This window comes from Nocardia sp. CNY236 (assembly GCF_000482385.1).
Lineage (GTDB): Bacteria > Actinomycetota > Actinomycetes > Mycobacteriales > Mycobacteriaceae > Nocardia.
Genome location: NZ_AXVD01000003.1, coordinates 279,813 through 287,601, shown reverse-complemented (window position 1 = coordinate 287,601; position 7,789 = coordinate 279,813). Strand labels below are relative to the sequence as shown.

The 7,789-nt window shown below is 65.9% G+C and carries 5 protein-coding genes; all 5 read right to left on the bottom strand.

Annotated features, from left to right (window positions below):
• Window positions 1-67: 67 nt before the first annotated feature.
• The 5 genes from K940_RS0104705 to dapA all read right to left on the bottom strand — a co-directional run bounded on the left by K940_RS0104705 (window position 68) and on the right by dapA (window position 7,785).
• Window positions 68-631 (bottom strand): HD domain-containing protein, encoded by a 564-nt coding sequence (locus K940_RS0104705; RefSeq protein ID WP_028476584.1) that lies wholly within the window; start codon window positions 629-631, stop codon window positions 68-70.
• Window positions 632-1,476: 845 nt separating this feature from the next.
• Entirely contained in the window at window positions 1,477-4,116 is a 2,640-nt protein-coding gene (locus K940_RS0104700; RefSeq protein ID WP_028476583.1) for a DNA translocase FtsK, read from the bottom strand.
• A 116-nt stretch (window positions 4,117-4,232) separates the two neighbouring features.
• On the bottom strand, window positions 4,233-4,859 hold the full coding sequence (locus K940_RS0104695) for a TIGR03085 family metal-binding protein (RefSeq protein WP_028476582.1): 627 nt from the start codon (window positions 4,857-4,859) through the stop codon (window positions 4,233-4,235).
• A gap of 65 nt (window positions 4,860-4,924) precedes the next feature.
• Entirely contained in the window at window positions 4,925-6,880 is a 1,956-nt protein-coding gene (locus K940_RS0104690) for a ribonuclease J (protein ID WP_028476581.1), read from the bottom strand.
• Entirely contained in the window at window positions 6,877-7,785 is a 909-nt protein-coding gene (gene dapA, locus K940_RS0104685; protein WP_028476580.1) for a 4-hydroxy-tetrahydrodipicolinate synthase, read from the bottom strand. Before dapA ends, K940_RS0104690 begins: the two co-directional genes overlap by 4 nt.
• Between the last annotated feature and the right edge of the window lie 4 nt (window positions 7,786-7,789).

Genomic DNA, 7,789 nt, shown 5'->3' with positions numbered 1-7,789 from the left:
TGGACCAGTACGACATCCACCCGAGTATGCGCCAGCAGATCAGCGACTACCTGTCCGGCGACTACCCCTATCTCGGCTGATCCGGCAACGCCCTTTCGATCCGACCGGCTACCGCAAGAATCTCCGGCTCAGCGCGGCGGATGAACCGCCCCACAACCGAATCGGGGCCATAACGCGAGACGATCTCACCTATCCGTTCTGGTGGTGTTGTCGGTGCACCATCCGGCGTGGTGGTCATATCGCAGTAGGTCAGGGCATCCGACAGAAGTTCGTCGTCGAGAGCGGGAAATTCGGCGGCCAGTTGCGCACGCAGTCCACGTTCTTCGGCTTCGAGTAACGCGAAGGTGTGATTGGCGACCAAGCGCACCACCCTCGCGTCGACCTGGTGTTCATCGCGCAGGAACCGCGCACCGTCCAAAGGATGAAATCCGGTTACCACGAGCCGCGGCGCGTAGCCCACATCGTGCAGAACAGCGGCGGCGACCAGCAGATCACGGTCACAGCCGAGCCCGTCGGCGAGGTCGGCTGCGGCACTGGCCACGCCCTGGGTGTGCGCCCACCGTCTGGGAAGTTCGGCTTCCAGTTCCGTGCGCGCGATCCGCCATGCCCACAACGGTTCATGACCCACCATTAGACGAGGGTATCGAGGATGTGCCACTGGGTGGGTAGCTTCACCCTCCGGCGCTCGCGAGAAACGTCGCGTATGGCAGGCGTGAGAGTATAGAGGCTTCTGGAGGCGGCAAGGGGCTTCGCGCCAGCGTCGGTACCAGTGCACCCGAACACACCAACCTTGAACAAGTTGCGTGGGAACGCGCGCCCAACGATACTATCTCCTAACTGCCCGATTCCTGGTGGAGTCCTAGTCAGGTTTCGACGATTTCATGGCATTTACCGACCGCTTGGCCTGCATCCCCCGAGCGGAGTACCCTTGAGAACCCTTACGCGCTGCGAGCAACAGAGCTGTGCGCTACGGCTGTCGTGGCAGGGAAGGAGTCCCCGGCTCGGGTCTGGGGTTTGATTCTCGGTGGCGAGAGTAGCGAGAGTGACGACTTCGCTGTTCCTCCGCGATGTAGCCCTGCAGAGTTCAGTTGTAGGTGAGGACAAGCACTCGGACAGGACGGACCAAACCCAACCGTCCCCGCGCTTCAGCCACCATGCGCACAGGTGCCTCAACCGCATAAGAGCAGTAGTGGTCTTGCCGCTGCCGGCGGCACCCTTGATGATAAAGACGCCGGGCTTGGTATCGAGCAGAAGCTGCAGCTGCTCCGAAGTCGGCTTTACGACAGGCAAAATCCGCATTTCCCCTCCAGCGGGATCGAAGCCCAGTGCTTCGGGCGTACTGCCCGGGCATGCTACTCCACGAGATATGCTGTGTGTCAGCACAATTGGCGATACAGCCTGAACCACTACAAGTTCCGAAGGGATCGACCCACACTTGGTGAGGCGGTGAGACCGCCGCCAGCATTGGGCCCAGAATCACTCCGATGGCTGGGCCGAACCGTCGTCCTGGCCACCGCCACGGATCGACCACAGCAAGCCGTCGAGTTCATCGGGCTTGACCAGCACATCACGCGCCTTGGAGCCTTCACTCGGGCCGACCACACCACGAGTCTCCATGAGGTCCATGAGTCGGCCCGCCTTGGCGAATCCGACCCGCAGCTTGCGCTGCAACATCGACGTGGACCCGAACTGCGAGCTGATCACGAGTTCCACCGCTTGCAGGAAGACATCGAGATCGTCACCGATGTCGGGGTCGACGTCCTTCTTCTCGCCGGCCTTGGCCGCAGTGACGCCGTCACGGTAGTCGGGTTCGGCCTGGTTCTTGGTGAACTCGACGACCGCGTGAATCTCCTCGTCGCTGATGAACGCGCCCTGCAGACGAGCCGGTTTGCCTGCGCCCATCGGCAAGAACAATCCATCGCCCATGCCGATCAACTTCTCCGCACCGGGCTGGTCGAGAATCACCCGCGAGTCGGTCAGTGAGGAGGTGGCAAACGCCAGTCGGGAGGGCACATTGGTCTTGATCAGACCGGTCACCACGTCGACAGACGGCCGCTGCGTGGCCAGCACCAAGTGGATGCCGGCCGCGCGGGCCTTCTGCGTGATCCGGACGATGGCGTCCTCGACGTCGCGCGGCGCGGTCATCATCAAATCGGCCAACTCGTCGACGATGGCCAGAATGTAGGGATAGCTCCGATACACCCGTTCACTGCCCAACGGCGCGGTGATCGCTCCCGACTTGACCTTCTTGTTGAAGTCGTCGATGTGGCGCACCTTGTTGGCCTGCATGTCCTGGTAGCGCTGTTCCATCTCCTCGACCAGCCAGGCCAACGCGGCAGCCGCCTTCTTCGGCTGCGTGATGATCGGCGTGATCAGATGCGGAATCCCCTCGTAGGGAGTGAGTTCGACCATCTTCGGGTCGATCAGAATCATCCGGACCTCGTCGGGCGTGGCACGCTGCAGCAGCGACACCAGCATCGAATTCACGAAGCTCGACTTGCCCGACCCGGTGGAACCGGCAACCAACAAGTGCGGCATCTTGGCCAGATTCGCCGAGACGAATTCACCTTCGATGTTCTTGCCGAGGCCGATCACCAGCGGATGATGGTCGTTGCGGGTGGCCGGCGCCTTGAGCACGTCGGCCAACCGGACCAGCTCACGATCGGCATTGGGCACCTCGATGCCCACCGCGGACTTGCCCGGGATCGGCGCGAGCAGCCGAACGTTCTCCGTCGCCACCGCATAGGCGATATTGCGCGCCAAGGCGGTGATCTTCTCGACCTTGACGCCCGGACCGAGTTCGACCTCGTACCGGGTGACCGTCGGGCCGCGAACGAAACCAGTGACCGCGGCATCGATTTTGAACTGCACCAGCACCTCGGTGATCGCTTCGATCATCGATTCGTTGGCGGCGCTGCGCTTCTTGGGCGGATCGCCATCGGTGAGCAACGACAACGGCGGCAACAGGTAGTCGCCCTCGACTTCACGGTCGGTGACGAATTCCACCGCCGGCGGTGGCGTCTGGTCCTGCACCGGCGCGACCCGCCGTTTCGGCGTGGGGTCGGGTTTCGGCTCGAGCGTGGGATAGGGCTTCGTAGTCGGAGGGTGTCCGCCTCCGATCGACTTGGCTTCTCGCAGCGGCGGTTCACCGAGTACCTCGGTGTCGGCGCCGGGGTCACCGAACTCGTCGGGCGGATAGTTTTCGGCCGGCGTGCGGTTTCGCCGGCCACCGCGAGAGCGATGCACCGGGAGGCCGTCGGCGTCGTATTCGTCCTGATCGTCGTCGGGATGGGACGCGTATTCGTCACGACCGTTTGCCGCGTCGACGTAGCGGCGCAGCGCGGCGGGCACTTCGCGTACCGTCGTTCCGGTCATCAGCAGCACACCGAAGACGATGGCCAGCACCAGGATCGGGACCGACAACCATGCGGTGAGCCCATCGGTCACCGGCCCACCCACCACGAAGCCGACGAAACCCGCCGCACGGGAACGCTCGAACGCCTCGGCAGGGGCGCCTGCCGCGATATGCCACAGGCCGAGGGTGCACAGGCCGGTCAGCACGCCGCCGAGAACCAGGCGAGGCCGAATCTCCGGGCGGGGCTCGGTACGCATCAGGACAACGGCGATCCCACTGGCAACGAACGGCAGTCCCGCAGAAGCCGATCCGGATATCGCGCGAACGAGCCCCTCGACCCAATGTCCGACCGGGCCGCCCGCCGAGAGCCATACCGACACGGCAACGACGGCGCTGAATGCGATCAGAGCCAACGCAATGCCGTCGCGCCGATGACCGTGTTCGATCTCCCCCGCGCGGCTCAACGCCCGGGTCGTCGCGCCCACGCCTCGGGCCAGCGCAGCCCAACCAGTGGCGACGGCCCGCCCGATCACCGGCAGCGGGGCCGTCGTGGAGGGGCGGCGCGCCGGACGCCGCCGTGCAGGAGTGCGGCGGCGTGGCGCCGCTGCCGTACGAGCCCTGGTCCTCGCGGCACTCTTGGCCGCCGTCGCCCGGCGGGGCGTCGTGGGCGCGCCTGCACGAGACCGAGTTGTGGACTGCCTGCCCCGCGGCGCTCCCGCCCGCGCCCGTGTGGTCGAGGTGCTGCGGGACTTTCCTGCCATGCCCTCAGGCTAGTCGCAACCACCCCACCCGGACCATCCGCAACACTGGTATCACCGCCACGCGCCGGTAAGCCCCTGGTGCCGCCCACCTGCCGGTCGATCCGGCGCCAGGCAGATCAAATCGAGCGGTCCAGATCCAGCACGGCGCGGACCTCGTCCGGAGCACCGGTGGTTTCCAGCCGAACTTCGTTCCGGCCGAAGGCATGCAGCAGCAGTTCCGCGGGCGGGCCGGTGAGTGTCACCACGCTGGAGCCGGACACCGACCGCACCACCGCGCGTCTGCCGTCCGGCGTGGCCAATGCGACCGTGGTCTGCGCCTTGCGATATGATCTCCAACCCATCCTGCGTACCAGTGCCCACAGCGTGTCGGCATCGGCGGTGGCCAGTTCACGCGGCTGCCAACCGGATTCGGCCCGGCGCACGTCCTCGTGGTGGACGAACATCTCCGTCACGTTGGCCACAGCGTCGATCGGCCGCAGCGGTGACCACCACGGCGGGCCGGCGTATATCTGGTCCAGCAATGTCGAGAACGACGTGCCCACCACTCGAGCCTGCACCTTGGCGGTGTAGCCGGACAATGGCCCCAGCAAGATGCCCGGTGCCGCGTCGGGCCGCCGTTCGCGAACCACCAAGTGTGCGGCGAGGTCCCGTGCTGTCCATTCACCGCACAGGGTCGGCGCGTCCGGCCCCGCCGACCGCATCGTCTCGACGAGTGCTCGACGTTCTCGCTGCGCCAGTGTCATACCCCGAACATACCGAGGTTCCAACCACGCCGCGAGGCACAGCATCTGCCGGTCGCCGCCGGCAGTCAGACCCCGATGACGGTCGGCACGATCATCGGACGACGGCGGTAGGTCTCGGCCACCCAACGGCCGACCACCCGGCGCACGCTCTGGGCAATGCGATGGGTCTCGGTCACGCCCTCGCCCGTCAGCCGGAGCAACTCGGCCTCGACCAGTTCTGCCGCGTCGAGGAGAGCAGCCGGATCGTCGGAGAAGCCACGCCCACTCACCTCGGGCGGGCTCACCGCCTTGCCGGTGGTCTCGTCGATCGCCACCGTGATCGCGATGAAGCCGCCTTCGCCCAGCACCAATCGATCCGACAAGGTCGACTCGCCGACATCGCCCACCGACAGCCCATCGACGTAGACATGGCCGACGGGTACTCGTCCGACGATCGCGGCGATACCGTCGACCAAGTCGACCACGACGCCGTCCTCCGCGAGTACCACCCGCTCCTCGGGCACTCCGGTCGCTACCGCCAAGGCCGCGTTCGCCCGCAGGTGCCGCCATTCACCGTGGACCGGCATGGTGTTGGTCGGCCGCACCGCGTTGTACAAATACAGCAGCTCCCCCGCCGAGGCATGTCCGGAGACGTGGACCTTGGCGTTCTGCTGGGTGATCACGGTGGCGCCCAGTCGCGCCAAACCATTGACGACCGCGAACACCGAATTCTCGTTGCCCGGGATGAGCGAGGAGGCCAGCACCACGAGGTCATCGGCGCGGATGTTGATCTGCCGGTGTTCGCCGCGAGCCATCCGCGACAGCGCCGACAACGGCTCTCCTTGCGAGCCGGTCGAGATCAGCACCAGGCGGTGACTGGGCAACGTCGCGGCGACGTCGAGGTCGACGATCACCTCGTCCGGCACGGTCAGATAGCCGAGGTCCTGCGCGATCTGCATATTGCGGACCATCGAGCGGCCGATGAAACACACTCGCCGGTCGAACTTCTGCGCCACGTCGACCACTTGCTGAATCCGGTGCACGTGACTGGCGAACGACGCGACGATCACCCGGCCGGTCGCTTTGCCGATCACGGTGTCGAGGACACCACCGATCTCGCGTTCGGGCGTGACGAACCCGGGGACCTCGGCGTTGGTGGAGTCCACCAGGAACAGGTCGACCCCCTCGTCGCCCAACCTGGAAAACCCGGCCAGGTCGGTGAGCCGTTGGTCCAACGGAAGTTGGTCGAGCTTGATGTCGCCGGTGTGCAGCGCGACGCCGGCGGGCGTGCGAATCGCCACCGCGAGGGCATCCGGGATGGAATGGTTGACAGCGAAGTATTCGCAACCGAACGGACCGTGCGTGGTGTGTTGGCCCTCGGTCACCTCCACCAGCTTCGGACGCTGACGATGTTCGCGACACTTCGCGGCGACCAGCGCGAGGGTGAATCTCGACCCGACGACCGGAATATCCGGGCGCAATCGGAGCAGGAACGGGACCGCACCGATATGGTCTTCGTGGCCATGGGTCAACACCAGAGCGACCACATCGTCCATGCGGTGCTCGATGGGACGGAAGTCGGGCAGAATCAGGTCGACGCCGGGCTGCTGGTCCTCGGGGAACAGCACACCGCAATCGACGATCAGCAGCTTGCCGCCGTACTCGAACACGGTCATGTTCCGACCGATCTCGCCAATGCCGCCGAGGGCGAACACGCGCAAACCGGTCTCGGGAAGTTTCGGCGGGGTGCCGAGTCGGTCGGGCGCGGAGACGGGATCCGGTCGCGGCGCGACGAATTCGCTGCGCCGGGGGGTGAACGGCGTACGCCCGCGGGCCGCTCGCCGAGACGACCCGTCCCGTGCTCGAGCGGCCTTCTTCGTGGGATTGGACTCGCTGTCTCGGGCCGAGACGGACTCGACCTGCTCGACTTTCATTGCGCTGTCCGACTCGACTGTCGTTGCGGCCTGGCCGACCGGAGCCGAAGGCGCCCCGGCTGGTCGGGATGCGCCGCGGCGGCGGCGACGGGTCAGGGGATCGTTCACGAGAGCACTCCAACCGCCCGCAGATCGATGGTCAATGTCTCCAATTGCTCCACTGTGGGCATCAGTTGGGGCAACCGGGGCTCCCCGACCTCGATACCGAGCAATCGCAGGCCTCCCTTGCTCATCGCGACGCCCCCCAGCCTGGTCATCGCCGCGTGCAGGGGCAGCAATGTGGCGTTGATGTCGCGAGCGCGCACCACATCGCCAGCGGTGAACGCCTCGTGCAGCGCGCGCAGTCGGTCGGGCACGAGATGGCCGATCACGCTGATGAACCCCGTCGCTCCAACCGAGAGCCACGGCAGGTTGAGCATGTCGTCGCCGGAATAGAAGCTCAGGCCGGTGCTGGCGATGAGTTCCGCGCCCATGTTCAGGTCACCTTTGGCGTCCTTCACCGCGACGATGCGCGGATGCTCGGCCAATGTGCGAAGGGTGTCACGAGCGATCGGAACCGCCGACCGCCCGGGAATGTCGTACAAGGTCACCGGGAGCTCGGTGGCGTCGGCGACGGCGGTGAAATGCGCGATCAATCCCTCCTGGGTGGGCCTCGAGTAGAACGGTGTCACCACGAGCAAACCGTGCGCGCCTGCGCGCTGTGCCGTGCGTGCGAGTTCGACCGAATGCGCGGTGTCATAGGTGCCCGCGCCGGCGATCACCGTCGCCCGGGTACCCACGGCATCGACCACGGCGCGCAACAGGTCGGTCTTCTCCGATTCGGTCGTGGTCGGCGACTCCCCGGTGGTCCCCGAGATCGCGAGCAGGTCGATTCCGCGGTCGACCAGATGCGCCGCCAGCGCGACTCCGGCATCGACGTCGAGCTTGCCCTCGGCACTGAAAGGGGTCACCATCGCGACACCTACCGTGCCGGACGCGCGCAACTGCGTTGGCGTCGATTCACCGTTCGTCATGGTC

Coding starts and splice junctions, on each gene's coding strand:
- K940_RS0104705 (WP_028476584.1), bottom strand. CDS start 631: ATGGTGGGTCATGAACCGTTGTGGGCATGGCGGATCGCGCGCACGGAA.
- K940_RS0104700 (WP_028476583.1), bottom strand. CDS start 4,116: ATGGCAGGAAAGTCCCGCAGCACCTCGACCACACGGGCGCGGGCGGGA.
- K940_RS0104695 (WP_028476582.1), bottom strand. CDS start 4,859: ATGACACTGGCGCAGCGAGAACGTCGAGCACTCGTCGAGACGATGCGG.
- dapA (WP_028476580.1), bottom strand. CDS start 7,785: ATGACGAACGGTGAATCGACGCCAACGCAGTTGCGCGCGTCCGGCACG.